This is a genomic window from Stenotrophomonas sp. YJH_SMC_20, from assembly GCF_059367845.1.
Map to the genome: position 1 here is coordinate 318,545 of NZ_JCAFRG010000005.1, position 26,096 is coordinate 344,640.

27 protein-coding genes and 1 pseudogene are annotated in these 26,096 nt (G+C 67.6%); 13 read left to right on the forward strand and 15 right to left on the reverse strand.

Annotation, left to right across the window (positions count from 1 at the left end):
* Positions 1-134 precede the first annotated feature (134 nt).
* The gene (locus AC5P6A_RS11620; protein WP_111097721.1) at positions 135-1,046 is read left to right on the forward strand and encodes an MBL fold metallo-hydrolase; all 912 of its coding nucleotides are present in this window, start codon (positions 135-137) and stop codon (positions 1,044-1,046) included.
* Positions 1,047-1,315: 269 nt separating this feature from the next.
* Here the strand turns inward: AC5P6A_RS11620 and dinB are convergent, their stop codons facing one another.
* Complete coding sequence (dinB, locus tag AC5P6A_RS11625; protein ID WP_134734979.1) at positions 1,316-2,386, reverse strand: DNA polymerase IV; 1,071 nt, start codon at positions 2,384-2,386, stop codon at positions 1,316-1,318.
* 191 nt (positions 2,387-2,577) lie between these two features.
* Here dinB and fabA point away from each other — a divergent pair, with 191 nt between their 5' ends.
* Together fabA and fabB are read left to right on the forward strand one after the other, a co-directional pair.
* Entirely contained in the window at positions 2,578-3,093 is a 516-nt protein-coding gene (gene fabA / locus AC5P6A_RS11630; protein WP_014035851.1) for a 3-hydroxyacyl-[acyl-carrier-protein] dehydratase FabA, read from the forward strand.
* Positions 3,093-4,301 carry a beta-ketoacyl-ACP synthase I gene (gene fabB / locus AC5P6A_RS11635; RefSeq protein ID WP_019660927.1) on the forward strand — a complete coding sequence of 403 codons (1,209 nt, stop codon included), beginning with the start codon at positions 3,093-3,095 and terminating at the stop codon, positions 4,299-4,301. Before fabA ends, fabB begins: the two co-directional genes overlap by 1 nt.
* 97 nt (positions 4,302-4,398) lie before the next feature.
* On the opposite strand, the gene AC5P6A_RS11640 is transcribed toward fabB, so the two are convergent.
* From AC5P6A_RS11640 to AC5P6A_RS11650, 3 genes are read right to left on the reverse strand one after another with little or no spacing between them, the layout of a single operon-like run.
* Positions 4,399-5,082 carry an HAD family hydrolase gene (locus AC5P6A_RS11640; protein WP_021204381.1) on the reverse strand — a complete coding sequence of 228 codons (684 nt, stop codon included), beginning with the start codon at positions 5,080-5,082 and terminating at the stop codon, positions 4,399-4,401.
* Positions 5,079-5,780, reverse strand: a complete 702-nt coding sequence (locus AC5P6A_RS11645; protein ID WP_019660925.1) for a pseudouridine synthase — start codon at positions 5,778-5,780, stop codon at positions 5,079-5,081. Before AC5P6A_RS11645 ends, AC5P6A_RS11640 begins: the two co-directional genes overlap by 4 nt.
* The gene (locus tag AC5P6A_RS11650) at positions 5,777-6,841 is read right to left on the reverse strand and encodes a class I SAM-dependent methyltransferase (RefSeq protein WP_019660924.1); all 1,065 of its coding nucleotides are present in this window, start codon (positions 6,839-6,841) and stop codon (positions 5,777-5,779) included. Before AC5P6A_RS11650 ends, AC5P6A_RS11645 begins: the two co-directional genes overlap by 4 nt.
* 156 nt (positions 6,842-6,997) lie before the next feature.
* Between AC5P6A_RS11650 and AC5P6A_RS11655 the strand changes: the two genes are divergently transcribed.
* Positions 6,998-7,261: a hypothetical protein gene (locus AC5P6A_RS11655; protein ID WP_005407925.1), complete on the forward strand. Its 264-nt coding sequence runs from the start codon at positions 6,998-7,000 to the stop codon at positions 7,259-7,261.
* Positions 7,262-7,331: 70 nt separating this feature from the next.
* Here AC5P6A_RS11655 and AC5P6A_RS11660 read toward each other — a convergent pair whose 3' ends face one another.
* Both AC5P6A_RS11660 and AC5P6A_RS11665 read right to left on the reverse strand, forming a co-directional pair.
* On the reverse strand, positions 7,332-7,625 hold the full coding sequence (locus AC5P6A_RS11660; RefSeq protein ID WP_019660923.1) for a DUF3247 family protein: 294 nt from the start codon (positions 7,623-7,625) through the stop codon (positions 7,332-7,334).
* A gap of 43 nt (positions 7,626-7,668) precedes the next feature.
* Positions 7,669-9,657 carry a hybrid sensor histidine kinase/response regulator gene (locus AC5P6A_RS11665; RefSeq protein ID WP_111102066.1) on the reverse strand — a complete coding sequence of 663 codons (1,989 nt, stop codon included), beginning with the start codon at positions 9,655-9,657 and terminating at the stop codon, positions 7,669-7,671.
* Between the two features lie 243 nt (positions 9,658-9,900).
* On the opposite strand from AC5P6A_RS11665, the gene AC5P6A_RS11670 reads away from it, so the two are divergent.
* The gene (locus AC5P6A_RS11670) at positions 9,901-10,464 is read left to right on the forward strand and encodes a DUF3016 domain-containing protein (protein ID WP_019660921.1); all 564 of its coding nucleotides are present in this window, start codon (positions 9,901-9,903) and stop codon (positions 10,462-10,464) included.
* Positions 10,465-10,552: 88 nt separating this feature from the next.
* On the opposite strand, the gene alr is transcribed toward AC5P6A_RS11670, so the two are convergent.
* Positions 10,553-11,620: an alanine racemase gene (alr, locus tag AC5P6A_RS11675; protein WP_019660920.1), complete on the reverse strand. Its 1,068-nt coding sequence runs from the start codon at positions 11,618-11,620 to the stop codon at positions 10,553-10,555.
* Positions 11,599-12,903 (reverse strand): D-amino acid dehydrogenase, encoded by a 1,305-nt coding sequence (locus AC5P6A_RS11680; RefSeq protein WP_058980697.1) that lies wholly within the window; start codon positions 12,901-12,903, stop codon positions 11,599-11,601. Before AC5P6A_RS11680 ends, alr begins: the two co-directional genes overlap by 22 nt.
* A gap of 149 nt (positions 12,904-13,052) precedes the next feature.
* Between AC5P6A_RS11680 and AC5P6A_RS11685 the strand changes: the two genes are divergently transcribed.
* Positions 13,053-13,532, forward strand: a complete 480-nt coding sequence (locus AC5P6A_RS11685; protein ID WP_019660918.1) for an Lrp/AsnC ligand binding domain-containing protein — start codon at positions 13,053-13,055, stop codon at positions 13,530-13,532.
* Between the two features lie 61 nt (positions 13,533-13,593).
* Here the strand turns inward: AC5P6A_RS11685 and AC5P6A_RS11690 are convergent, their stop codons facing one another.
* Both AC5P6A_RS11690 and AC5P6A_RS11695 read right to left on the reverse strand, forming a co-directional pair.
* Positions 13,594-13,770 (reverse strand): hypothetical protein, encoded by a 177-nt coding sequence (locus AC5P6A_RS11690; RefSeq protein WP_058980698.1) that lies wholly within the window; start codon positions 13,768-13,770, stop codon positions 13,594-13,596.
* 143 nt (positions 13,771-13,913) lie between these two features.
* Positions 13,914-14,288, reverse strand: a complete 375-nt coding sequence (locus tag AC5P6A_RS11695; protein ID WP_111178403.1) for a classical arabinogalactan protein 4 — start codon at positions 14,286-14,288, stop codon at positions 13,914-13,916.
* Between the two features lie 140 nt (positions 14,289-14,428).
* On the opposite strand from AC5P6A_RS11695, the gene msrB reads away from it, so the two are divergent.
* From msrB to AC5P6A_RS11720, 5 genes are all read left to right on the forward strand, one after another.
* A complete protein-coding gene (gene msrB / locus AC5P6A_RS11700; protein ID WP_021204375.1) occupies positions 14,429-14,896 on the forward strand; it encodes a peptide-methionine (R)-S-oxide reductase MsrB in 468 nt (155 codons plus the stop codon).
* A 91-nt stretch (positions 14,897-14,987) separates the two neighbouring features.
* Positions 14,988-15,842, forward strand: a complete 855-nt coding sequence (motA, locus tag AC5P6A_RS11705; protein ID WP_014645799.1) for a flagellar motor stator protein MotA — start codon at positions 14,988-14,990, stop codon at positions 15,840-15,842.
* Between the two features lie 3 nt (positions 15,843-15,845).
* The gene (gene motB, locus AC5P6A_RS11710) at positions 15,846-16,784 is read left to right on the forward strand and encodes a flagellar motor protein MotB (protein ID WP_346474812.1); all 939 of its coding nucleotides are present in this window, start codon (positions 15,846-15,848) and stop codon (positions 16,782-16,784) included.
* Between the two features lie 108 nt (positions 16,785-16,892).
* Positions 16,893-17,381: a hypothetical protein gene (locus AC5P6A_RS11715; protein ID WP_019660912.1), complete on the forward strand. Its 489-nt coding sequence runs from the start codon at positions 16,893-16,895 to the stop codon at positions 17,379-17,381.
* A 13-nt stretch (positions 17,382-17,394) separates the two neighbouring features.
* Entirely contained in the window at positions 17,395-17,670 is a 276-nt protein-coding gene (locus AC5P6A_RS11720; RefSeq protein ID WP_019660911.1) for a DUF4031 domain-containing protein, read from the forward strand.
* Between the two features lie 94 nt (positions 17,671-17,764).
* Here AC5P6A_RS11720 and AC5P6A_RS11725 read toward each other — a convergent pair whose 3' ends face one another.
* Complete coding sequence (locus tag AC5P6A_RS11725; RefSeq protein WP_019660910.1) at positions 17,765-18,307, reverse strand: DUF6630 family protein; 543 nt, start codon at positions 18,305-18,307, stop codon at positions 17,765-17,767.
* Between the two features lie 90 nt (positions 18,308-18,397).
* On the opposite strand from AC5P6A_RS11725, the gene AC5P6A_RS11730 reads away from it, so the two are divergent.
* Positions 18,398-18,646, forward strand: a complete 249-nt coding sequence (locus AC5P6A_RS11730; RefSeq protein ID WP_026347120.1) for a DUF3297 family protein — start codon at positions 18,398-18,400, stop codon at positions 18,644-18,646.
* A 148-nt stretch (positions 18,647-18,794) separates the two neighbouring features.
* On the opposite strand, the gene AC5P6A_RS11735 is transcribed toward AC5P6A_RS11730, so the two are convergent.
* From AC5P6A_RS11735 to AC5P6A_RS11745, 3 genes are all read right to left on the reverse strand, one after another.
* Complete coding sequence (locus tag AC5P6A_RS11735) at positions 18,795-20,444, reverse strand: Na+/H+ antiporter (RefSeq protein ID WP_019660908.1); 1,650 nt, start codon at positions 20,442-20,444, stop codon at positions 18,795-18,797.
* A 117-nt stretch (positions 20,445-20,561) separates the two neighbouring features.
* Positions 20,562-21,353, reverse strand: coding sequence for a DODA-type extradiol aromatic ring-opening family dioxygenase (locus AC5P6A_RS11740; RefSeq protein WP_164144225.1), 792 nt, complete (start codon positions 21,351-21,353; stop codon positions 20,562-20,564).
* A gap of 31 nt (positions 21,354-21,384) precedes the next feature.
* A complete protein-coding gene (locus tag AC5P6A_RS11745; protein ID WP_164144223.1) occupies positions 21,385-21,795 on the reverse strand; it encodes a DoxX family protein in 411 nt (136 codons plus the stop codon).
* A gap of 96 nt (positions 21,796-21,891) precedes the next feature.
* On the opposite strand from AC5P6A_RS11745, the pseudogene AC5P6A_RS11750 reads away from it, so the two are divergent.
* Positions 21,892-22,772 (forward strand): annotated as a pseudogene (locus AC5P6A_RS11750) (LysR family transcriptional regulator).
* Positions 22,773-22,862: 90 nt separating this feature from the next.
* Here the strand turns inward: AC5P6A_RS11750 and AC5P6A_RS11755 are convergent.
* Positions 22,863-25,925 carry an EAL domain-containing protein gene (locus AC5P6A_RS11755; protein ID WP_164144258.1) on the reverse strand — a complete coding sequence of 1,021 codons (3,063 nt, stop codon included), beginning with the start codon at positions 25,923-25,925 and terminating at the stop codon, positions 22,863-22,865.
* Positions 25,926-26,096 lie beyond the last annotated feature (171 nt).

Genomic DNA, 26,096 nt, shown 5'->3' on the forward strand with positions numbered 1-26,096 from the left:
AACGGCAGGAGCCGTTGCCAACATCGCTTGCGACGGCCCGTAGGGGGCCGGGCAAGGACGCCCGGCATAGCCCGCGCTCGGCTCTACGCGAACATGCAGCCGGGCATTGGCCCGGCTCTAGACAAGGAATTCCCATGCGTACCGCTGCCCTGCTGCTTCCCCTCGCCCTGGCCGCCACTTTCACCAGTGCGCCGCTGCTGGCCGCACCGGCCACCGCGGCGCCGACCACCGCGACGAAATCCCAACTGCACCTGCAGACCTTCCATCCCGGCCCGCAGGCAATGTTCTCGGTGTCCTCGGTGCTGATCGAAGGCCGCCACGACGCGATCCTGGTCAATGCGCAGTTCGGTGCCAGCGACGCGCGCAAACTGGTCGAGCTGATCCGCGCCAGCGGCAAGCAGTTGACCACGATCTATATCAGCCACGGCGATCCGGACTACTACTTCGGCCTGGCCACGCTGCAGGATGCGTTCCCGCAGGCGCGCATCGTCGCTACCGCGCAGACCGTTGCCCACATCCAGCAGACACAGGCCGGCAAGCTGGCCTACTGGGGCCCGAAGATGGCTGCCGACGTGCCCGCGCGCATCGTGCTGCCGCAGGTGCTGGAGGGCGATGCCCTGCAACTGGAAGGCCAGCGCCTGCCGCTGATCGGCCTGGACGGACCGACCCCGGACCGCACCGTGCTGTGGGTGCCGTCGCTGCGCGCGATCGTCGGTGGCATTCCGGTGGTGGCGGGCGAGCACGTGTGGATGGCCGACACGCAGACGCCGAAGTCACATGCCGACTGGCTGCAGACCCTGCAGCAGCTGCAGGCGCTGAAGCCGAAGGTGGTGGTGCCGGGGCATTACGCGCCAGGTGCGGCGCTGGATGCCAGTGCACTGCGCTTCACTGCGGACTACATCCGCACGTTCGATATCGAAGCGGCAAAGGCGAAGGACAGTGCGGCGCTGGTGCAGGCAATGCAGTCGCGCTACCCGAAGCTGGATGGCGTCGCATCGCTGGAGCTGAGCGCGAAGGTGGCCAAGGGCGAGATGCAGTGGCCATGAGGTAGGGAGTTTTCTTTTGCAGGGCTGCGCCCTGCACCTGCTCAATGCAACGGCAACAGCCGAAGCAACAGCAACAGCTGGCTATCCGTGGGATGGCGAGGTGGGTCCGGTTGCGGGGGACGCTGCAAGTACGTCCATGTAAGCTCGGTCGCCGCATCCATGCGGCTCACGCCCCCGCAACCGGCCCCACCCCGCCTTCGACAGTTTCCTGCTGCTGATGGAACCTGCTGCTGTTGGTGGGTGCCGACCGTTGGTCGGCACGGCAATGATCAGTGCTCGAACAATTCCCCCTGCACCACCGGTTCCTTTTCGCGGAAGCCACCCAGGCCGACGCCGACCAGGCGGTAACGGGTCTCCGCCGGCAGGTCGACGCGGGCGCGCAGGGCCAGCGCGATGTCGCGCAGTTCTTCCATCGATTCCGGCGGGCGCTCCGGGGTGAAGCTGCGGGTGAGGATGCGGAACTGCGCGGTCTTCAGCTTCAGCACCACGGTGTGGCCGACGCGCTCGGTCTTGCGCGTGGCCTTCCAGGTCTTCTCCGCCAGTTGCACGATCGCCTCGCCCAGGTCTTCCAGCAGCAGGTCCTCGGCAAAGGTGTCCTCCGAGGAGATCGACTGTACCTGCTGGTCCGGTTCCACCGGCCGCTCGTCGACGCCGCGTGCGCGGTTGTACAGGCTGCGGCCGAAACTGCCGAACGCCTCTTCCAGATCGGTCAATGCCCATTGCCGCAGATCGCCGCAGGTGGCGATGCCGCGCGCGGCAAGTTTTCCTTCCATCACCTTGCCGACGCCGGGCACCCGGTTCACCGGCAACGGCTGCAGGAACGCGTCCACCCGCTGCGGTGGAATCACGAACTGGCCATCGGGCTTGCGCCAGTCCGAAGCGATCTTGGCCAGGAACTTGTTCGGCGCGATCCCGGCTGAAGCGGTCAGGTTCGTCTCCTCACGGATCTGCGCACGGATGGTGCGGGCGATGTCGGTGGCCAGTTCGATGCCGCTCTTCGGCTCGGTCACGTCCAGGTAGGCCTCGTCCAGCGACAACGGCTCGACCAGGTCGGTGTGGCGCAGGAAGATCTCGCGCACCTGGCGTGACACCGCCTTGTAACGTGCAAAGTCAGGCGGCACGAAGATCGCGTCCGGACACAGGCGTTCGGCGCGCAGCGCCGGCATCGCCGAACGCACGCCGAACACGCGTGCCTCGTAGGACGCCGCACACACCACCGAGCGCGCGCCGCGCCATGCCACAACCACCGGCTTGCCGCGCAGTGACGGATCGTCGCGCTGCTCCACCGACGCGTAGAACGCGTCCATGTCGACGTGGATGATCTTGCGCAGTCGGGTCATGTCAGGCGGAAAGGGCGGGGGCGTGCCGAACGGGCCACACGCCGAAGTATGGTCGTTGCACATCAACAGGATGCGCGTATTCCATTGAAAACACTACGGTTGCGTACGGTTGAAATGTTTGATCGGCGCAGTTTCCACGGGCATCCTCGAACGCTTGTTTCCCTGTTTCCCCGCTTCCAGGATTGTGCTTCATGACCCGTCTCCACGCGTTCAACCGCGAACAGCTGCTGGCCAGCGCACGCGGTGAACTGTTCGGCACCGCCGCCGGCCGTTTGCCCAACGATCCGATGCTGATGTTCGACCGCATCACCGACATCCACGAGGACGGCGGACCGCACGGCAAGGGCATGGTACGCGCCGAGCTGGATATCCGCCCGGACCTGTGGTTCTTCGGCTGCCACTTCATCGGCGACCCGGTGATGCCAGGCTGCCTGGGCCTGGATGCCATGTGGCAGCTGACCGGCTTCTTCCTGACCTGGCTGGGCGCCCCCGGCAAGGGCCGCGCGCTGGGCTGTGGCGAGGTGAAGTTCACCGGCCAGGTACTGCCGGACGCCAAGCTCGTACGCTACGAGATCGACATCAGCCGGGTCATCAACCGCAAGCTGGTGATGGCCCAGTCCGATGCCCGCATGTACGTGGATGATCGCGAAATCTACAGCGCCCGCGACCTGCGCGTCGGCCTGTTCACCGAAACCGGGAGCTTCTGATGCGTCGCGTCGTCATCACCGGCATGGGCATCACCTCCTGCCTCGGCAATGATCTGGATACCGTTTCGGCCGCGCTGCGCGAAGGGCGCTCGGGCATCACCGCCCTGGCCGACCACGCCGAAGCGGGCCTGCGCAGCCAGGTCGGCGGTCGTGTCGACCTCGATCTGGAGGCGCTGATCGACCGCAAGCAGAAGCGCTTCATGAGCGACGCGGCGGCCTTCGCCTACCTGGCCATGCGCGATGCCATCGCCGATGCCGGGCTCAGCGCCGAGCAGGTCAGCAGCCTGCGCACCGGCCTGATCGCCGGTTCCGGTGGCGGCTCCAGCGAATGGCAGATCGGCGCGGTCGACCTGCTGCGCGAACGTGGTGTGCGCAAGGTCGGCCCGTACATGGTGCCGCGCACGATGTGCTCGACGGTCTCGGCCTGCCTGGCCACCGCCTACCAGATCAAGGGCGTCAGCTATTCGTTGTCGGCCGCCTGCGCGACCTCGGCGCACTGCATCGGCGCCGCCGCGGACATGATCCGCCATGGCGCGCAGGACATCATGTTCGCCGGTGGCGGCGAAGACCTGCACTGGTCGATGAGCGTGATGTTCGATGCAATGGGCGCGCTGTCGACCAGCTTCAACGAGACCCCGGCCAGCGCCTCGCGCCCGTACGACAAGGACCGCGACGGCTTCGTCATCGCCGGCGGTGGTGGCATGCTGGTGCTGGAGGACTACGACCACGCCGTTGCGCGCGGCGCGCGCATCCATGCCGAACTGATCGGCTATGGCGTGACCTCCGACGGCGCCGACATGGTCGCCCCGTCCGGTGAAGGCGCGGTGCGCTGCATGAAGATGGCACTGCAGGGCGTCGATCGCCCGCTGGATTACCTCAACACCCACGGCACCTCCACGCCGCTGGGCGACGTCACCGAGCTCAACGCCATCCGCGAAGTGTTCGGCGATGCGGTGCCGCCGCTGTCCTCGACCAAGGCGCTGTCCGGCCATTCGCTGGGTGCGGCCAGCGTGCACGAGGCGATCTACTGCCTGCTGATGATGCGCGATGGCTTCGTTGCCGGTTCGGCCAACATCGGCGAACTGGACCCGAAGGTGGAGAGCTTCCCGATCCTGCGCGAAAGCCGCGCGCAGACGCTGGACACGGTGATGTCCAACAGCTTCGGCTTCGGTGGCACCAACGCCGCGCTGGTGTTCGGGCGGGTGTGATGGGGGCAGGTGTGCCGACCAACGGTCGGCACCCACCAATAGATGTAGAGCCGAGCCATGCTCGGCTCAGTGCCGGCTAACGGTCGGCACCTACCGCTTATTTCGGCAGCAGCGGCAGCAGCAACGCGTGCGCATCCACCAGCGAACCGACAATGCGATGGCCAAGCGCGCGCAGCTCTTCGTCAGGATGCACCAGGTCCGGTACCTGGATCACGGTCATGCCAGCGGCCAATGCCGCGCGCGTGCCAGCGGGTGAGTCTTCCAGCGCCAGGCAGCGCCCAGGCACCTGGCCCAGTCGCTGCGCGGCCAGCAGGTAGATGTCCGGTGCCGGTTTCGGCCGCGCCACGTCGCCACTGGTGATCACCGCGTCGAAATACGGCAGCAGTCCGGCCGCCGCCAGCTTGCGGTTGGCACGCGGCTGCCGCGTGGTGGTGGCCACCGCGCGCGGTACCGCGTGCGCCTTCAGCAGCTCCAGCAGTTCCAGGATGCCCGGACGCAACGGCAGGCCGGTCTGTGTGCGTCCTTCGTACAGTTCGTGGCAGCGTGCAGCGACCGCCTCGATCACGCTGTCCTCGATACCCTGCGCACGCAGCAGCGCGTGCGAATCCCGGTCGCCGAGGCCGACCATGCGCAGGAACACTGCCTCGTCCAGGCCCAGTGCGAATTCGTCGGCGGCCTCGCTCCAGCAGGCCAGCGAGACGCGCTCGCTGTCGATCATCAGGCCGTCCATGTCGAAGATGACGGCGTCGGGGAGGAACGGCAGCGCAGCGATGGTGGTCATGGAGCGAACAGCGTATCCAGGTCGGTGGAAGTGAGCTGCCGCCATTGCCCCTCGTCCAGTCCCTGCAGGTCCAGCCCGCCAACACGACTGCGGTGCAGGGCCTGCACGTGGTTGCCGGTGGCGGCGAACATGCGGCGTACCTGATGGTAGCGGCCTTCGTGCAGCACCAGGCGCGCGCGACGCGCATCCAGCACTTCCAGTTCAGCCGGCAGCAGGGGCGTCTTCTCGGACTCCAGCATCAGCGTGCCGCTGGCGAACAGCGCCACCTCGTCGCCGCGCAGGTCCTCGCTCAATTCGACCTCATAGACTTTCGGCAGCTTCGACTTCGGCGAGATGATCCGGTGCAGCAGGCTGCCATCGTCGGTCAGCAGCAGCAGGCCGCTGGTCTCGCGGTCGAGGCGGCCCACCGTGGACAGCACCGGATCGCGGTCGCGGAAGCGCGGCGGCAACAGGTCGTAGATCAGGCGCCCGGTGTCCTTGGTCGAACAGGTGTAGCCAGCCGGCTTGTGCAGCGCGATCGACAGGCCCACCGGCGGGTCCAGCGGCTCGCCATCAACCCGGATCACCTCGTGCGGCACCTGGTCGTCGGCGTACAGTACCTCGCCGTCGGCGTCGGTGATGCGGCCTTCGCGGAACATCCACTGCACCTGCTTGCGGCTGCCATAGCCCAGATTGGCAATGTGCTTGACCAGTTTCACTTGCCTTTCCCCTTCACCGCTTCAACCAGCTTGAAGCCGTCGCGCTCGGCGACCACGCGCACCGCGCCGAAGCTGTCGTTGAGGGTGTGCTCGTACGGCAGGTGGCGATTGGCCACCACGTACAGGCGCCCGCCCGGGCGCAGCGCCTGCGCAGCCACGGCAATGAAGCGCTGGCCGATGTCCGGGCGGTCGGCACGCGATGGGGTGTGGAACGGCGGGTTGCTGATGATGACGTCGTAGCCCGGCTCGATGCCGGCGGTGACGTCGCGCCACAGGAAGCGCAGCGGCAGCGGGCGCGGCGGCGGCGCCAGGTTCAGCTCGGCCAGCGCCAGTGCGCGCTGCTCGGCTTCGTACAGGTCCAGCGCGGTGATCTTCGGGCAACGCTCCAGCAGTTCGCGTGACAGGTAACCGTAGCCAGCGCCCAGGTCGGCAGCACGCCCGGCCAGCTCGGCCGGCAGGTGCTCGGCCAACAGTGCCGACGCCGGGTCGATGCGATCCCAGGCGAACACGCCCGGACGACTGAGGAAACGGCCGCCGACGATCGGGCGCACCGCGTCCAGTGCCGACCAGCGCTTGGCCAGGTCAGCGTCGTGCTGGCCCTGCAGTGGGGCGGTCCAGTACACGCGGCAATGGTTCTTGGTCAGGCTGCCGCCGAGGCCGGCCAACTGCTTGAGGTCGCCTTCGCCGGAGCGCGCGCCTTCGTTGTTGGACTGGCAGGCGACGATGCGGCCACCGTCGGCGACCAGCGCCAGCGCGCGCGCAAACAACGCACGAGCCTCTTCGCGCTGGCGCGGCGGCAGCACCAGCACCAACGGGTAGCGGCCCTTGCCGGCCACATCATCCAGCTGGCCGCTGACGGTCCAGCCGGCGGCCTGCTGCAGCGGCTGCGCGAACGGGGCGAAGCTCTGTTCACAGTGCACCTCGCGGTTGCCGGCCGCTTCGCGCAGCGGCCAGCCGTCGCGGGCCCGCAGGAAGGCCACCGGACCTTCCGGCCAGCGCAGGGCACCTTGTGAAAACGGCAGGAACAGGGTCTGCAGGGGGGCGTCGTCGCTGGAGGCCATCGGCGCGGGTACTTCAAGCGTGAGGGCCGTCCATTGTACCGGCTTGACCGGGCCGGCCCCGGCAGCCGCTTTGCGAAACCCGAACGGGGCTTTGATCTGCCAGCAACATTGAAACGTTCAGGGTAGAGGCTCCCCCGGAAACCCAGGAGAACCTGCATGCGAGCCTTGTTCGTCGGTGGCGTGGTCGACAACAGTGAAATGGACCTGGAAGGCAGCCATCCGCCCGTGCATTACCCCGAGGACACCGGCGGCGGCCACTCACGCTACCGGCTGCACCAGGTCGGTCATGGCGCCGACGGCAGCGTTGCCTACGCCGTCTATGGGGCACCGGACCTGGCCGATGACGAGGTGGCGAGGGTTGCAGAGGAGCGGGCGTACGCACGCCGGTTCGAGGCGACGCCGACCCTGTTCGAGCACTGACACATCTGTAGCGCCCGAGCCCACGCTCGGGCGGCGGCAGAGCCGAGCGTGGGCTCGGCTCTACATCGGATCAAGGCGCCTTGGGTGGCAGGCGGTTGATACTGGCGATCTCATCCAGCCACACATGGTGCTGCTGCACCGGCGTGTCGTAGTCATCCAGGCGCAACTGGCCGTTGCTGCCTTCATCACCCGCGGCGTTGCGGTATTGCTGCACAGTTGGCCTCACGGCCACCGTGCCGAGCAGGCGGCGGCCATCGTGCAGAATCAGTTCCACCTGCGTTTCGCCATCCAGCTGCGGCAGCAGGGCTTCCAGGCGCGCGATCTGCGCCGGATCGGTGTGGATACGTGGAGCTATGCGGGACATCGGCGACCTCCTGACTGCAGGGTCGCCGATCGGCCGTGAATGCTCAGTGCAGCGCGCTGTCCGCGCGCGCCACCTGCACCTTGCGCACGGCAGCCACCAGCTGCGCTACCGAGTACGGCTTGGCGACGTGCTCCTGGAAGCCCGAGGCCAGCGCGCGGCGGCGGTCGTCGGCACGCGCCAGTGCAGTCACCGCCACCGCAGGCAAGGTCGCCGCGTCCACGCCCATGTCCTCGCGCAAGGTGCGCACCAGCCCATAGCCATCCATGCCCGGCATGCCGATGTCGGTCAGCAGCACGTGGTACTGCAGGTGGCCGGTGTCGGCCAGCAGTGCCAGCGCTTCGCCGGCCGAGCTGGCCGCCGCTACGGTGGCGCCCTGCTCTTCCAGCATGCGGCGCAGGTATTCCAGCACTTCCGGCTGATCCTCCACCGCCAGCACGTGCATGCCGCGCAGCGGATAGGGTTCGACGACCACCGGCTCCAGGATCGGCCCACTGATCACTTCGCGCAGCGGTCGGCGCTCTGCATCCGGCAGGTGCTGGGGCAGGCGCACGGTGAAGGTGGCGCCATGGCCATGCCCTTCGCTGGCGGCAGTGACCGTGCCGCCATGCAGTTCGACCAGCTGCTGCACGATCGCCAGGCCCAGGCCGAGACCGCCATGACGGCGCGTGGTGGTGCCATCAGCCTGCCGGAAGCGGCTGAACAGATGGTTGAGGAATTCGGGCGCGATGCCGTCGCCGGTGTCGCGCACGGTGATCACCCAGTGATTGCCATCGGCCTGCAGCTGCAGGTCGACGCGTCCTTCGGCCGGGGTGAACTTGATCGCATTGGACAGCAGGTTCCACAACACCTGCTGCAGGCGGGTGGCATCGCCCAGCACCAGGCACGGCTGTTCCGGCAGCAGCAGGCTCACATCCAGCGCCTTGCCTTCGGCGACCAGCTCCTGCGCGCCGATGGCTTCGCTCAGCAGGTCGCGCAGGTCCAGTATCTCCACCTCCAGCTGCACCTTGCCCAGCAGCATGCTGCTCAGGTCGAGCATGTCCGAGATCAGCCGCTTCTGCGCACCGGCGCTGTTGGCGATCACGTTCAGGCCCTTGTACAGCGGACTGGTGTTGTCCACGCGCTGCAGCAGCAGTTCGCTCCAGCCCAGGATGGTGGTCAGCGGCGTACGCAGTTCATGCGACAGCGTGGCCAGGAACTCGTCCTTCAGCCGCGCCATGTTCTCCGCAGCGCTGCGCGCGGCACGCTCGGACTGCAGCAGCTCCTCGCGGGCCAGTTCAATTTCGCGTCGTTCGGTGACATCCGGACTGCTGCCGGCCAGGCCGATGAAGCGGCCCATCCGCGAAAAACGCGGGCGGGCGTTCATCTCCAGCCAGCGCCACTGGCCATCCGCGCGCCGCGCACGCACCAGCGCGTGCATCGAACGCTGCGCCTTCAGCGCTTCCTGCAGTTCGTATTCGAACACGGACGCGTCATCCGGATGCACGAGACCGCGCCAGACATCTTCCGGCACACGCGTTTCATCACCACCGAAGAACTCGCTGAAGGCACTGTTGACGAAACGCGCATGGCCGCGCTCATCGAGCACCCACACCGGCATCGGCAGGCCGTCTGCCAGCGCGCTGAAACGGGCTTCGCTTTCGCCCAGCTCCACTTCCATCTGCTTGCGCGCGGTGATGTCGAAGAACAGGATGCCGACCTTGTCTTCTCCCGGCCGCCCCACCCGCACCGCGTCGACCGCGAACGAGCGGCCCAGCGCACGGGCTTCCATCTCGAACTGAGCGGGGCGGCCGCTGCGTGCGACTTCGCCATAGATACGGAACCAGTCCTGCTCGTGGTTGGGTTCCAGCGCAGTCATGCACTTGCCACGCGCGTCCTTCAGCCCAGTGTGGCGCTCGAACGCGTCGTTGACTTCGATGAAACAATAGTCGACCGCACGATCACCCTCGAACAGCACCTGGATCACGCAGAAGCCGGCGTTGATGCGCTCAAGCACGCCACGATGCAGGTCGGGTTCTGGCGCCGACACCAGCATCGGTGGGCGCTCCACGAGGGGCGGCAGTGTGGACAAGGGGGTCTTTGCAGGCCAGGTTGGGAGCACAGCATCTTCCAAAGGGCGTATTCACAGCGTCAAGCGCCGTCAGTCATGGTTGACGTCGATGAATTGGCGGCAACCGCTCTTGCCCACGACGCAATCGGCCATTGCGGTCGTCCGGCAGCAGGCTCACACTCGATCCGTGATCAACACCCCCCCAGCGCGGGGACGCAGGAGACCGTCATGAAACGCTCACTCGCGATTGCCCTGCTGGCAGGCGCCCTGGCGGCCGGTGGCGCCAATGCTGCGCCACGCACCGTGACCGATGCAGACGCGCCGCGTGCGTTGCAGGCCGATGGACCGGTCAGCGTGAAATGGGAAGATCCGGCCAAGTTCACCGAAATACGCCAGAGCAGCAACCGCTTCGAGGCCGAACGCGGTGACTGGGTGCAGCAGCTGGCCCGCTACCTGCAGACCACCGCAGCCAAGCCGCTGCAGCCTGGGCAGACCCTCGATGTGACCCTCGTCGACATCAAGCGTGCCGGTGACTACGAGCCTTGGCACGGCCCGCGTGGCCGCGACATCCGGATCATGCGCGACATCTACCCGCCACGGATCACCCTGCAGTACACGCTGAAGGATGCCAGCGGCCGTATTGTCAGCGAGGGCGATGCGCGCCTCAGCGATACCGGCTACCTGCACAACGTGGGACTGAAGAGCGACAGCGATCCACTGCGCTACGAGAAGCGTCTGATCGATGACTGGGTGAAGCGCCAGCTGGCCAGTCAGGCGACCGCCGCGCGTTAGGTCCCCCGGCAGGTGTCGACCTTGGTCGACACCCATTCACGGCGCCGATCGAGGTCGGCCGCTACCGGTGCCGAGCGCGGGCTCGGCGCTACACGTACACCTTCGCCACGCGCTTGACCGCGCACGGCAGCTGGTAGGCGCTCACGCCACAGCGCGGCGCCAGCTCCGACAGGGTCGGCGCAGAACCCCACAGTTCCACCACGCTGCCGATGCCGGCCTGCGCATGCGCGGTCAGGTCCACCGTCAGCATGTCCATCGACACGCGCCCGATCAGCGCACCGGGCTGGCCGTCGATCAGCACCGGAGTGCCGTTTGGAGCGAACTGCGGATAACCGTCGGCATAGCCGAGTGCAACCACACCCACGCGGGTGCGCGCCTTGGCCACGAAACGCGCGCCATACCCCACCGGTTCACCGGCTTCGATCCAGCGCTCGGCGATCACCTTCGACTGCATCGTCATCACCGGGCGCAGCCGCTCGGTCAACACGGTGTTGTCCGGCAGCGGGTTGGCGCCGTACAGCATCAGGCCCGGGCGCACCCAATCACTGCGCACATCCGGCCAGCCCAGCAGCGCAGGCGAGTTGCACACGCTGGTCTCGCCTGCCAGTCCATCAATGGCGCGGGCGAAGGTCGCCGCCTGTTCGTGGGTGCGTTCGCTGTCCAGCTCGTCGGCACGCGCCAGGTGGGTCATCAGCACGACGCGTTCGACGTGCGGCAGCGCCGACAGGCGCGCGTGCGCCGCGCGGAAGCTGTCCACGTCCAGGCCGAGGCGGTGCATGCCGCTGTCCAGCTTCAGCCACACCGTCAACGGGCGCGGGCTGTCGAACGCCGCCAGTGCCTCCACTTGCCACGGTGAACCGACGGCGAACCAGAAGTCATGCTCGGCCACCAGCGTCATGTCGCTCGGCTCGAAGATGCCTTCCAGCAGCAGGATCGGCGCACGGATGCCGGCCTGGCGCAGCTCCAATGCCTCTTCGATGGTGGCCACGCCGAATCCATCGGCCTCGCCTTCCAGCGCCTGCGCACAGCGCACCGCGCCATGCCCATAGGCGTCGGCCTTGATGATCGCCAGCGCCTTGCCACCGCCCAGTTCACGGGCGAGGCGGTAATTGCTGCGCAGGGCGCCCAGATCGATCAGCGCGCGGGCAGGACGCATGTGCGGTTCTCGTGTTGCGGCGCGTGACCGTACTGGCCGTAGCGGAAAATATCCAGGCCTTCGGTGCTGATCTGCGGCTGTCGCGCGCTCATCAGGTCGGCCAGGTAGCGGCCCGAGCCGCAGGCCATGGTCCAGCCCAGCGTGCCGTGTCCGGTGTTGAGGTACAGGTTGCGGAACGGCGTGGCGCCGATCACCGGCGTACCGTCCGGCGTAGCCGGGCGCAGGCCGGTCCAGAACTGCGCGCGCGACAGGTCGCCGCCCTTCGGATAGAGATCCCTGACCACCAGTTCCAGGGTCTCGCGGCGGCGCTGCGACAGCGACAGGTCGAAGCCGGCCACTTCGGCCATGCCACCGACACGGATGCGGTCGTCGAAGCGGGTCACCGCCACCTTGTAGCTCTCATCGAGGATGGTCGAGGTCGGTGCCATCGCCGGGTCGGTGATCGGCAGGGTCAGCGAATAGCCCTTCAGCGGGTACACCGGCAGGCGCATCCCCAGCGGTGCGACCAGCGCTGGCGAGTAGCTGCCAAGCGCGACCACGAAGCGGTCGGCGGTTTCCAGCTTGCCGTCGATGCGCACGCCGGTGATGCGGTCGCCATCGAACTCCAGGCCGGTGATGTCCTGGTCGAAGCGGAATTCAACGCCGGCATCCATGCACAACTGCGACAGCCGGCGGGTGAACAACTGGCAGTCGCCGGTCTGGTCACGCGGCAGGCGCAGCGCGCCGACCAGGCCATCGACATGGGCCAGGGCCGGTTCGGCCTGGATGATGCCGGCGCGGTCCAGCACCTCGTACGGCACGCCGTACTGGGCCAGGATCTCGATGTCCTGCGCCGAAGCATCCAGCTGCTGCTGGGTGCGGAACAGCTGGGTGGTGCCAAGGTCGCGGCCTTCGAATTCGATGCCGATCTGCGCGCGCAGCTCGTTCAGGCAGTCGCGGCTGTACTCGGACATGCGCACCATGCGCGCCTTGTTGATCGCATAACGCTCGTGGGTGCAGTTGCGCAGCATCTGCCACAGCCAGCGGTACTGGGCCAGGTCCATGCCCGGGCGGATCGCCAGCGGCGCGTGCTTCTCGAACAGCCAGCCGATAGCCTTCTTCGGCACGCCCGGGGCCGCCCACGGCGAGGTGTAGCCGAACGACAGCTGGCCGGCATTGGCGAAGCTGGTTTCCAGCGCCGGGCCGGGTTGGCGGTCGATGACCGTGACTTCAAACCCGGCCTGTCGCAGATACCAGGCACTGGTGGTACCGATCACGCCGCTGCCGAGAACTAGGACTCGCATGGGACTTCTCCAACCCGATCATTCCCTGCACTGGAGCGCACAGGGACCATAATTGGGGAAGTATAGACAGCCATTCCCAGTTGATTTGCCTGTTTTGAAATCAACCGGCAGGATGTTCCACTTCAATTCACTCCCGAAGGTTGACGGTCATGGCCACCCGGATCCGCGAACTGGACAAGATCGACCGCAAGATCCTGCGCATCCTGCAGGCCGAGGGCCGCATCTCCTTCACCGAACTGGGCGAGCGGGTGGGCCTGTCGACCACCCCGTGCACCGAGCGCGTGCGCCGGCTGGAGCGCGAAGGGGTGATCACCGGCTACCACGCCCACCTCGACCCGGCCGCAGTTAAAGCGAGCCTGCTGGTGTTCGTGGAGATCAGCCTGGCGTACAAATCCGGCGACATCTTCGAGGAGTTCCGGCGCGCCGCGCTGAAGCTCCCCAACGTACTGGAATGCCATCTCGTATCGGGCGACTTCGATTACCTGCTGAAGGCGCGGATCAGCGAGATGGCCTCCTACCGCAAGCTGCTCGGCAGCACGCTGCTGACACTGCCGCATGTACGTGAGTCGAAGAGCTACATCGTGATGGAAGAAGTGAAGGAAACACTGAGCCTGCCGATTCCGGACTGAGGCTGCTGCTGGGTGGGGCCAGATCCCGTACAGCGGGCTCTGACCCCGATCATGGCGACAGTCAGCGCTGCTGCGGATGCTTATGCGGGCGCTGTTCCTGCTGCCTGCCGCCCTTGTGCTGCTGCGGCTCCATCTGCTGTTGCTGCTGTTGCTGCTGCGGGTTGCGGCCCTGCGGTTCCTTGCCGGGATGACGGTTCTGCTGGTTTTTCATGGTCGCGATCCAGTGGACGAAGGACATGCGGCGGCGGGATGCCGGCGCAGGGCCACGGTGGCCCCGGAACGGTTAATCGCAGGCGAAAAAGCAGTGATCGGCTGGACGCTGTTTTCGCGCGTTCAGCCCGCTCAGCGCCAGCCAGCAGCCAACCTTGGTGGCACCAGGGTTCAGCGCTTGATCTGCTGGCCATCGCCGGCCGGCACGCTGTCGTAGTAGCGGCCGGTGCGCGAGTCGAACACGCGGTTCGGGCCGGCCGGGCGCACGCCGGGCACGATGCGGCCGTTGCGGTCGTAGACCTTGTCGGCCGGCCTCGGTGCTGGCGGCGGCGCGACCTGGGCCGGACCGGTGGACTTGATCGGCTGCGCCGGTTGCGGCGTAGGCAGCAACTGCGGCTGCGGCCGGGCCGCCTGTGGCGGTGGCGCCACCGGCTGCGGCGCCACGGTGGTCGCGCTGCGGGTGGCCGTGGGGTCGGGGGTGGGCACCTGGGCCAGCGCCAGTGCCGGCAACAGGGCGATCAACAGCAGGGGAAGGGTCGGCTTCATGGCACGCTCCGGCGTCTATGACACCCACCTTGCTCCCGCACCCGTGTGCCACCCATGAACGGCCATCACACTTGCAAGCGCGCGCCGGCACCCCCACGTTTTCCGGCATCCCCAGGCCATCGACCCCACGGAGCGCCGCCATGACCGCCTTCGATCTGACGCCCCCCACTGCCACCCAGACCGAGGCGCTGGTCGCCGGCCTCAGCAGCGAGGAACGCCGCGTGCTGTTGCAGCATGGCACCGAAGCGCCGTTCTGCGGCGTGTTCCTCGACAACAAGCGCGAGGGCGTCTACTGCTGCCGGCTGTGCGCGCTGCCGCTGTTCCGCTCCAGCACCAAGTTCGATTCCGGCACCGGCTGGCCCAGCTTCTTCGCCCCGTTCGACCCGGCGCATGTGCGCGAGATCCGCGATACCAGCCACGGCATGGTCCGCACCGAGATCACCTGCGCGCGCTGCGGCAGCCATCTGGGCCACGTGTTCCCGGACGGTCCGCCGCCCACCTACGAGCGCCACTGCCTGAACTCCGTCTCACTTTCCTTCGTCGGCAATGGCGAGCCCTGGCCCGATCCGCTGCAGCGTGGCGGCGCCGAAGCCGGTGTGGCCGGCTGAAACACCCCGCTGACCGATTTCACAGAATTCCCTCTTCAGAAACCCGGGCGACGGGCCGACAAGGAGATATCCCCTCTCCCTGCGTCGCCCCATGCTCATCATCGTTGGATTCCTGGTCGTCATCATCAGCGTGATCGGGGGCTACCTCGGTGCCCACGGCCGCCTGGGCGCCCTCTGGCAGCCCTACGAGCTGGTCATCATCGGCGGCGCCGCGCTCGGCGCGTTCCTGGTCGGTACCCCGGCCAAGACGGTCAAGCAGACCCTGCAGGCCATGGTCGGCGTGTTCAAGGGCCCGCGCTACAAGCAGCAGGATTACATCGATGTCCTCAGCCTGCTCTATGAACTGCTCAACAAGGCGCGCCGCGAAGGCTTCATGGCACTGGAAGACCATGTCGAACGCCCGGCCGAGAGCGCCCTGTTCGCCAACTACCCCAAGGTGCAGGCCGACCACCACCTGATCGACTTCATCACCGACTGCCTGCGCCTGATGATCGGCAGCAACATCGAGCCGCACGAGCTCGAGCCGCTGCTGGAGCTGGAACTGGAGAAGCACCACGCCGAGGCCATGGCACCGTCGCAGGTGCTGACCAAGGTCGCCGACGGACTGCCCGGTTTCGGCATCGTGGCTGCGGTGCTGGGCATCGTCATCACCATGGGTTCGATCGGCGGAGACATCGTCGAGGTCGGTGGCCACGTGGCCGGTGCGCTGGTCGGCACCTTCCTCGGCATCCTGCTGGGCTACGGCTTCGTCGGCCCGATGGCGGCGGCGATGGAAGCCCGCGCCGAACAGGACAGCCGCATCTACGAATCGGTCAAGACTGCCCTGCTGGCCTGCCTGCGCGGTTACAACCCGAAGATCGCGCTGGAATTCGCCCGCAAGACGCTACCGTCGAACGTGCGCCCGGCCTTCTCCGATTTCGAGCAGCACCTGAAGACGGTCAAGTAAGCCATGGCCGAGAACAAGCCCACCGTCATCGTCCGCCGGGTCAGGAAGGCCGGCCACGCCGCTCACCACGGAGGGTCGTGGAAGGTGGCCTATGCCGACTTCGTGACCGCGATGATGGCCTTCTTCCTGGTGCTGTGGCTGATGGCCACCACCAACAAGAACGACCGTGCGGCCATTTCCGAGTACTTCCGCAACCCGAGCCCGCTGAGCGGGCAGAGTGCCACGCCGGCACCCGGCATGGCCGGCCCGGGCGGCGCCAGCACATCGATGATCAAGCTGGGCGGCGCCACCGACATCTCGCGGGGCAGCAGCAACGATCCCTTCCAGAACCAGAAGGAAGCAGTGCCGCAACCGGTGGACCAACAGCAGCGCGACAAGCAGCAGCTGGAAGCACTGATGAAGGAGCTGCAGGAAGCGATCAGCCGGAGCCAGGCACTGGAACCCTTCAAGGACCAGCTGCTGCTGGACCTGACTCCGGAAGGCCTGCGCATCCAGATCGTGGACAAGCAGAACCGGCCGATGTTCGACCTCGGCAGCGCTACGCTGAAGCCGTACACGCAACAGATCCTGCACGAGCTGGCCGAGTACCTGAACCACGTACCGAACCGGATCAGCCTGACCGGCCACACCGACATCACCGCCTATTCGGCCGCACGCGGCTACGGCAACTGGGAACTGAGCGCCGACCGCGCCAACGCTGCACGCCGTGCACTGGTGGACGGCGGCCTGGAGGACAGCAAGATCACCCGCGTGGTCGGCCTGTCTTCATCGGTGCTGTTCGACAAGGCCGACCCGCAGAACCCGATCAACCGCCGCATCAGCATCGTGGTGATGACCAAGGCCGCCGAGGAGGCAGCGCTGGCGGGTGCCGGCCCCCAGGTGGGGCTGTCGGCGCCCACCGCCGACCCGGACGTGCAGGCCGCGCAGGGGCAAGCGGAATAAGCTGTGGGTGCGCGCCTTGGTCCGAATCCACAGGGCCATGCCGGGCGAGCGCACCACGCCGCACCCGCTACAATGGCGGTCTTTCCGTTTCCAGGTGATCTCACCCCCATGTCCCAGAACTCCAAGGCCAAGCGCGACAAGCGCAAGAAGCAGCAGGGCAAGCGCCCGTTCCTCCGCCTGAACGCGCAGCAGCAGGTGCAGAACCATGCCGTGCTGACCAACGAAGACGGCCAGGTGGTGGCGGCCATCGGCCTGCAGGGCCGTGAGTGGCTGCTGGCCATCGGCGGCCAGACCATGGGCAACGCCGAGAACCCGGTGCCGATGCTGGCCATGCTCAAGCACCTGGCCAACGTGCAGGAGAAGGAAGGCCGCAAGGTCAACCTGGAGTACTCCGAACTGCTGCAGAAGCTGCTGGACACCCTGGCGGCCGAATCCGAGCAGACCGCCGACGAATACCTGGACAAGCTGGTGTCCGAGTTTGAAGGCGTCGACGCTGCTGAAGGCGAAGAAGGCGAAGCCGTCGAGGGCGACGCGGCCGAAGAAGCCGCTGCCGAGGCCGCCCCGGCCGCTGACAGCGACAGCAAGCCGCAGGCCTGAACCGGCCGCGGCGGTGACGGTCTACGTCGATGATGCAGTGCATCCCTGGCGCGGACAGCGCTGGGCGCACCTGATGGCCGACACCCTGGCCGAGCTGCACGCAATGGCCGCGCAGCTCGGCATTCCCCCGCGCGCCTTCCAGAACAAGGCCAGCGGCGCCCACTACGATGTCACTGCCGGGCTGCGCGCACAGGCCATCGCGCTCGGCGCCCGGGCGATCTCACGGCACACCGACCGCGAGCTGGTCAAGGCGGTGATTGCCAACGCCCGGGCGCAGTACCGGCCGTAGGCTCGGCTGCCGTGTGCCTCCTGTAGTGCCGAGCCGATGCTCGGCTGCTCTACGCGAAATGCAGCCGAGCGTGGGCTCGGCTCTACAGGCCCGATCAGAACGGGTCGCTGCCCAGCCGGATTTCCACGTTCAGCAGCGAGCACAGCGCAAGCATCGCGTCATCGTCGCGGGTCAGCGCCATCACCCCGGTAAAGCCATCACTGCCGGCATCCACGCTCCACAGCGTGTAGTTGTGCTCGCGCAGGCGGTCGAAGGCGGTGGCCATCAGCTGCACGCCGTCCAGGCCTTCGGCAAAGTCCTCGTCGTCCAGGTCGCCACCCCAGTCCAGCTGCAGGTTGAAGCGCGCCGAAAGCTCGTTCACCGCCGACTGCAGCGACTCCAGGTCCTCACGCTCCACATCGAAACCGGACTGCCAGGCGATGGCGGTGAACAGCGCCGGCAGCCAGTCGCTGTCCGCTTCCAGCGGCTGACCGTCCTCGGCCAGGTGCTCGCGCCAGCGGTTGAACTGCTGCAGGGCCAACTCTTCGTCACCCGGGTTGATCAGCACCAGCAGGTTCCAGACCCGCGCCTCGAAGCCCTCCTCGTCGAAGTCGTGGATGTCTTCCTCGAAGTCGAAATAGTCGCTGTTGTCGGGCATGGCGGAACGTCCTCTGGGGCAGGTCGGCATTCTACGGTTTATCCTGTGCCGCTGAAGCCGGCCTTGGTGGCCGTCACTGTGAATGAAGCGATGAGCGATACCCCTCCCGACCACCTGGCGATCAACCCGGCCAGCCCCTTCCATGATGCGCAGGCGCTGGAGCGCGGCGTTGGCGTGCGTTTCAACGACATCGAGCGCGACAACGTCGAGGAATACTCGGTCAGCGAAGGCTGGATCCGCGTGCAGGCCGGCAAGGCCCGTGACCGCCGCGGCAACCCGATGACGATCAAGGTCAAGGGCAAGGTCGAGGTGTATTTCCTGGACCAGAAACCGGAATAACCGGCACCGGCATGTAGAGCCGAGCCTGTGCTCGGCTGCTTTTCGTTCCGGGTTCATGACGCCTGAAGCAAGCGTAGCCGAGCATGGGCTCGGCTCTACATGCCAGGGCGGAATCCGCGTCAGCGTCAGCAACGCCCGGTCCCAGGCATCATTCGCGCTTGCGCGATTCCAGCAAGTCCAGGTTGCGGATCAGGCGCCGCGAGATCTCATCGGAGATCACCCCGCGCCGGGTCAGCCGGAACAGTTCCTCGCGCTCGGCGTTGAGGCCGGCGCTGCGCAGCTGGCGGTAGCCCAGCTCCATGCGCCGCACCTTCTCCGGGTCTACGTCGGGCCCGTCGTTGTCCTTCTCCAGGTGCCGCTGGTACAGCAGGCTCACCCGCGAGGCGGCATCGTTGTACAGCTGCACGTTCTCGGTGTTCTGGTTCATCACCAGCTGCTGGCGCATGCGCTCGACCCCGGCCAGCGCCGCCTTCGACGACAGCCGGCGCGCCAGGTCCTCTTCCTTGCGTTCACCCGAATCGGCCGGCAGCTGCAGGCCCTTCAGCAGCTGCGGCAGCGCGATGCTGGCGCCGAGCAGCGAGAACAGGATCACCGAGGCGGCCAGGAAGATCACCAGGTCACGTGCCGGGAACGCACTGCCATCAGGCAGGAACAGCGGCAGGGTCAACACGCCGGCCAGGGTGATCGCACCACGCACGCCGGCCACCGAGGTCGCCACCACGATGCGCCAGTTCGGCGCTTCGCCCCGCTCCAGTCCGCGGCGACGCGCGCGCAGCAGGTTCCAGCGCAGCGACAGCCACACCCACAGCAGGCGCAGCACGACCAGCGCCAGGTTGATCACCACTACGTACACCAGCAGCCACCACGCGCTCTGGTGGCCGGTCTCGTTCATGGTGGTGGTGGCACGTTCGACAATACCGGGCAGCTGCTCGCCCAGCAGCACGAACATGATGCCGTTGAAGCTGAACTGCAGCATGTTCCAGACCCCGGCACGCTGCACGCGCATGCTGCCGGAGACGCGGCCGGTCAGCTCGACGTAGCTCATCGCGATACCGGCGGCGACCGCGGCGAGGATGCCGGAGGCGTGGATCTCTTCGGCCAGCAGGTAGGCCGCGAACGGAATGAGCAGGTTGACCAGCATCGCCGCGCCCGGCTCCTCGCCGAAGCGGCGCCACAGCCAGCGCTGGAAGGTCGACACACCAAGGGTGACCGCCACGCCCACCGCAAGGCCGGCCACGGCCACCCACACGAAGGTCAGCGAGGCCGTGGCCAGCGAGAACGTGCCGGTCATCACCGCAGCCACCGCGAACCGGAAGCAGACCAGGCCCGATGCATCGTTGAGCAGCGACTCGCCTTCCAGGATGTGCATCAGGCGCTTGGGAATCGGCGCCTTGGAGGCGATCGCCCCCACTGCCACAGGATCGGTCGGCGACACGATCGCCGCCAGCGCGAAGCACACCGCCAGCGGCATCACCGGAATCAGCCAGTGGATCAGGAAGCCTGCGCCGATGACGGTGAACACCACCAGGCCGAACGCCAGTTCGAGGATCGCGCCCTTGTCGCGGAACAGGCCCTGCTTGGGAATGCGCCAGCCATCCAGGAACAGCAGCGGCGGCAGGAACAGCAGGAAGAACACTTCCGGCTCCAGTGCGTGGCCGCGGTTGAATACCCCGGCAATGACCGCGCCCAGGCCGATCTGCACCAGCGGCAGCGGCAACGAGAACGGCAGGACGCGAACCAGGTAGCCGCTGGCGACAACGGCCACCAGCATCGCCAGGACGACTTCAATGGTATGCATGCTTCTTCCAGGAAGCGGCGCGTGGGGCGGCTTGAAGGCCAGCGCCGGAAACCCGGAAAAAACTACCACATGCGGCCATGACCGCGACGACGGGAGCCGCCGCGCGTCAGCCCCGGCTCATGCCGCCCCATCGAAGCGGTACAGGTCCATGGCCAGGAAACCGGCGTCGATGCCGGCGTCGATGCGGCGTGCGCCGAAACCACCCTCGCCGGCCGCGCCCATCGCAAAGAACAGCGGCAGCAGGTGCTCGTCGGTCGGGTGCGCGCGCTCGGCGAACGGCGCCTGCCGGCGATAGTCGAACAGCGCCTGGCGGTCATCAGCGGCCAGGCGCTGCTCCACCCACTCGATGAAGGGGCGCACGTACGGCGCTTCCTTGCCGTCCTGGTAGTCGCCCCAGTCGTGCAGGTTGTGGGTGATGCTGCCCGAGCCGACCAGCAGCACGCCTTGTTCGCGCAGTGGTGCCAGCGCGCGGCCCAGCGCGAACTGATGCTCGGGGCCGAGCAGCGGCTGGATCGACACCGGCACCACCGGGATGTCGGCCTGCGGGCGCAACAGCCGCAGCGGTACCCACGCGCCGTGGTCGAGGCCACGCTGCGGGTCGATGGCCACTGGCAGTCCTGCGGCGGCGATGCGGCCGGCCACTTCTTCGGCCAGTGCCGCGTCACCCGGCGCCGGGTACTGCAATTCGAACAGCGCGCGCGGGAAGCCGCCGAAATCGTGGATGGTTGGCGGCTGCGGATGCGCCCCGACCAGCGGCTGCCGGCCCAGCCAGTGCGCCGAGGCCATCACGATGGCGCGCGGCGTGGGCAGGTCGCGCGCCAGCTCGGCCAGGCGCACACCAACCTGGCCCGGATGCAGGGCGGTCATCGGCGAACCATGGGAGATGTACAGCGAAGGCAGGCGGGACATGGAATTCTCCAGTTGCAGGATCAGGCGGCGATCAGCGCGAACGCAGGGTCCACTTGCCATCGCCGACCAGGAACAGCACCACCAGCGCCAGCGCCCAGAACGCCGGGTATTCCCAGCCGCCGCCGGCATTGGCGAAACCGAAGCCGTTGGCGCCGTGCACGGTGACGATGGTGCCCAGCAGCAGCGGCACGCCGACCAGGCCCACCCAGCGCGCATAGATGCCCAGCAGCAGCGCGACAGTGATCACCAGCTCGACGCCGATAGTGAGGTAGCCGAGCACGCCGGGCAGGCCCAGCGACTCGAAGAACGCTGCCGTGCCGGCCGGGGTGAATACCAGCAGCTTGGTCAGCGCATGGACCAGGAACAGCACGCCCAGGGCCAGGCGCAGCAGGGCGGCGCCATACGGGGCCAGCGGCGAAACAAGAGCGGTCGTGGCGTGCATCAGAAAGCACCTTGAAGGGAGTGGGCTCAGGTTATTGCGCCTTCACGGGCCGATAAATACGATCGATTGACCGTATTTATTTCAGAAGGCGCAACAATGGACACCCTCGAGGCGATGCGCGTGTTCGTGGCGGTGGTCGAGCGCAACGGCTTCAGCGCCGCCGCCCAGGCCCTGGACATGTCCACCGCCGGCGTTACCCGCCAGGTCGCCGCGCTGGAAAAGCGTTGTCCACCCGCCTGCTCCATCGCACCACGCGGCGGGTCAGCCCCACCAGCACCGGCGCCGCCTACTACGCCCAATGCGTGCGCCTGCTGGCCGAGTTCGACGCGCTGGAGGCCAGCATCGGCGCGCAGGCGCTGGAGCCCTCCGGCACGCTGCGCATCAATGCACCGGTCAGTTGGGGCATCGCCCGCCTCGGCCCACTGCTGGCCCGTTACCGCGAACGCTTTCCGCAGGTGGAACTGGACCTGGCCCTGTCCGACCGCCTGGTGGACATGGTCGAGGAAGGCTACGACGTGGCCATCCGCATCACCCGCGAGCCGGGCCCCACCCTGATCGCCCGCCGCCTGGGCGAATCGCGGGTGAGCCTGTGCGCCGCGCCGGCCTACCTGGCCGCACGCGGCGCCCCGCAGACCCCGCAGGACCTGCAGGCGCACGCGTGCCTGGGCTACAGCTACTGGGCCGCTGGCGACCACTGGCCGTTGCACGGGCCCGCAGGCGAAGTAAAGGTCGCGGTGAACAGCCTGCTGCACGCCAACAACGGCGACGTGCTACGCGAAGCGGCGATTGCCGGCATGGGCGTGATCCTGCAGCCGGATTTCCTGCTGGAAGACGCGTTGGCCGATGGCCGGCTGGTGCGCGTGCTGCCCGAATGGGAGGCCGCCCCGATCGGCATCTTCGCGGTCTATGCCAGCCGCAGCCACCTGGCACCGAAGGTGCGCAGTTTCATCGACCATCTGGTCGAAGCCGGGGTGTAGCCGAACCTGGTGCCTGCCGGCCAGCGGCCGGCACTACCGTCATGCTTCGGCCGGGTAGTGCCGGCCGCTGGCCGGCCAATACGAACCCGATCAGGCGGGGACTTCATCCAACGCGTCGATGATCCGCTCCAGCGGTGCCGGCCGCCCCAGCAGGTAACCCTGCACCTGGTCACAGCCGTGCGCGGCCAGCCAGTCCAGCTGCCCCGGTGTTTCCACGCCTTCGGCAATGATGGTCAGGCCCATGCTGTGGCCCAGCGACAGCAGCGCGCGACAGATCGAGGCGTTGCGTGGATTGGTTTCCACGTCCGCCACGAAGCTGCGGTCGATCTTCAGGATGTCCAGCGGCAGGTGCTGCAGGTAGGACATGCTGGAATAGCCCGTGCCGAAATCATCCAGCGACACGCTGATGCCCTGCTCATGCAGGCGCTGCATGGTCTGCATCGCCTGCGCCGGCTTGCGCATCAGGCTGCTCTCGGTCAGCTCCACGTGCAGCGCACCGCGGGCGAGGCCGAATTCCTGCTGGGCGCGGGTGAACTCGGCCACCAGATCGCTGTTGAAGAACTGCACCGCAGACACGTTGACCGCGATCGGCAGCTCACCCCAACCGGCCTCGACCAGCCGGCGCTGCGCCTTTGCCGCGGCGCGGATCACCCAGCGGCCCAGCGCCAGGATCAATCCGGTGTCCTCGCACAGCTGGATGAACTCGTTGGGCGGGATGAAGCTGCCATCGGCCTGCGGCCAGCGCAGCAGGGCCTCCAGCGCGGCCGGGCTGCCATCACCGGCATGCCGGATCGGCTGGAAGTACAGCTGGAACTCGTTGTCGATGGCGGCATGGATGCGCCCGGCCAGGCGCAGGCGGTCGGCCAGGCGCGTGGTCACCGCCGCGTCGAACCAGACCACCACGTTGCCCTCGGCGCGCGCCGCATGCGCGGCCTGCGCGGCCATACCGATCACCTGCTCGGCCGTGTGCCCGTCACCGGCAATGTGCACGGCCACGCCGATGCGCGGCTCGAACTGGTGCAGCGAGTCCTTGCCGCGCATCGGCGCCGAGACGATCTGCAGCAGGTCGTCCAGCACGCGCTGGGGATCGTGCCCGGCACCAATGGCCAAGACGAAATCTTCGGCCGGCTGGAACGCCAGCGTGCCATAGCGCGCGCCCAGGCCCCCGAGCCGGGTCGCCATCGACTGCAGTACCGCATCGCCGATCTCGCGGCCAAGCGTATCGGCCACCAGCTGCAGGCCGCGCAGCTGCACGAAGGCGATGGTATAGCCCTCGCCCTGCCCATCCAGCTGTTCGGTCAGGGCGCGCACATTGAGCAGGCCGGTGGCCGGGTTGTGCCGTGCCTGGTAGGCCAGGTCGCGCTCGTAGGCCAACCGTTCGCTCACATCCTCGGCCAGCACCAGGCACGCGGGCTGTCCGTCGAAATCGAGTTTGGACAGGTGTGCGCGCACCTCGAACACGCTGCCGTCCTTGCGCCGGTGCAGGCGCACGGTCGCGTCCGGAGGATCGCCCACCTGTGCGCGCTGGATGGCACCACGCACCTCGTCCCAGCCCTCGCGCGGGCGGATGTCGAGGATGCTCATCGCCAGGAACTCGTCGCGGCTGTAGCCGTACTGGCGCACGGCGGCATCGTTGACCTCGATGAAGCGCAGCGTGTCCGGGTCGAATACCCAGAACGGCGCCGGATTGCGGTCAAACAGCAGGCGGAAGCGGCGTTCCACTTCGCTCATCTGCTCGCGCGCCTGATAGCGTTCGCTCAGGTCGGTCAGCGCACCGATCATGCGCCGCTCGCTGTCGGCCACTTCCACCCGCTGCCCACGTGCCCCGACCCAGCGCACCTCGCCTCCGGGCAGCACCAGGCGGAATACCTGGTCGAGCACCGCGCCGCCGGCGAAGGCCTGGTCGAAGGCCTGCTGCAGGCGTGCGGCGTCGTCGCGATGCACGCGTGCGAAGAAGTCGGCCACCGGCAGGGCATCGGTCTGCACGCCGAAGATCTCGCGCGCCAGGGGTGACCAGCGCAGCAGCGCGGCATCCTCGTCCACGTACCAGGTGCAGACACGCCCGACCTGGTGCGCAAGGCGCAGCTCGGCGTGGCCGGCCTTCAGCTCTTCGGCCATCGACTGCTGGCTGCGGGTGGTTCGGCGCACCGCATACAGCAGCACCAGCAGCACCACGATGTAGGCCAGTACGATCGCCACCGATGCCTGCAGGTAGGGCCACCACGGTGCCAGCACGTCTTCGTCGGCCAGGCCCACCTGCACCGCCAGCGGACTGCGTTCGAGCGTGCTGATGGTGAGGATGCGCGGTACGCCATCCACCACGCCCGGCATGCTGCCCAGCTCGACCACTGCCTGCGTGCCGAGCAGGTCACGGCGTGGCAGGTCATAGCGGTGGCCCACCGTGCCATGCGGATCAGGCACGCGGGCCAGCATGTAGCCTTCGGCATCGCTGATCGAGACCAGTCCCTTGGGGCCGACGTCGAGGCCACCGACGATGCGCTGCAGTTCGCCGCAGCGCAGCCGTGCCAGCAGCCAGCGTTCGCCGGCCATCGGCAGCGCCAGCGGGACCACCCAACCGCCATCGCTGGCCCGCTGCGGCGGGCCGATGTACAGCGCGCTGCCCTGGCCACGACGCTGCGGGTCGGTCCACAGCGGCAGCTGCAGGTCGCCCTCGCCGGCCGTCAGCGGTCGGCCATGGCGGTCGAGCACGGCGATGCTGTGCAGTTCGGCATGCCGGCCCAGCACCCCGCCGATGGATGCATCCAGCAGGGCCGGCGCCTGCGCCGGCACGCTGCGGAACAGCTCGGCGGCGTCGGCGGCGATGCCGGACATGGCCCGCTCCAGGTTGCGCAGTTCCAGCGCCAGCAGGCGCTCGCTGCCCACCGCCAGCGCGCGGCTCTGGCGCTGCGCCGCTTCCAGGCGGCGGTGGTAGTCATTGACCAGCATGAGGGTCAGCCCGGTGACCAGCAGCACGCCCAGCAGCACTCCGCCCCAGGTAATGGCGCGCAGCGGCCGGGCCAACGCGCGTTTCAGCGCGGGCATCGGCGGGTGTTCCTTGTGCAGTCGGCTGGCTTCATGCGCGAACGAATCCTCCACGTCCCCGACCTCAACGGCCGGTGGACGCCATTCTTGACGCCTGACCCGCCCCCGCATGGTCACCTCCCCGTGTCCGCGCAGGGTTCCAGGGTCCAGCATGCACCACGTCGCTCACGGCGTGAAGGTCGGTTCCACGTGTTCAGCCAGATCCTGCACAGCACAGGACGCAGCACAGGGCCGCCAGGCGGGCCGGCGCAGATTAGACTTGGCGTTTTCCGCCGCAAGAGA